This window comes from Robertmurraya mesotrionivorans (assembly GCF_050971805.1).
Lineage (GTDB): Bacteria > Bacillota > Bacilli > Bacillales > Cytobacillaceae > Robertmurraya_A.
The window spans coordinates 4,035-4,361 of record NZ_JBPCCH010000016.1 but is presented as its reverse complement, the minus strand read 5'-3'; the positions used below and the strand labels follow the sequence as shown (position 1 = coordinate 4,361).

Below are 327 nucleotides of genomic sequence, written 5' to 3'. Positions count from 1 at the left end.
AATTAATTCTACACCTTCAATAGCAGCGAACTCTCTCTCCAGTGCGCTACGCAGTCCTTTATTAGCAGCTACTCCTCCTGCTAGTAACACTTGCTTCACTGAATACTGTTTGGCCGCACGTACCGTCTTCGTTACCAACACGTCGATAACACTTTGTTGAAAACTTGCTGCAAGATCTTCAGGTGCAATGACTTCCCCCCGTTGCTCTGCATTGTGGACAGTGTTGATAACTGCTGATTTTAATCCACTAAAGCTAAAATCATATGATCCTTCTTCTAACCATGCTCTCGGTAAATCAATAATAGGTGAGCCAACAGCTGCTAATCG

Annotated in this window: 1 protein-coding gene; it reads right to left on the bottom strand. The window is 43.7% G+C overall.

The window, feature by feature from the left end:
* Positions 1-327 (bottom strand): Kae1-like domain-containing protein (locus ACRX5O_RS19190; RefSeq protein WP_433907431.1); only part of this gene is annotated, 327 nt, incomplete at both ends.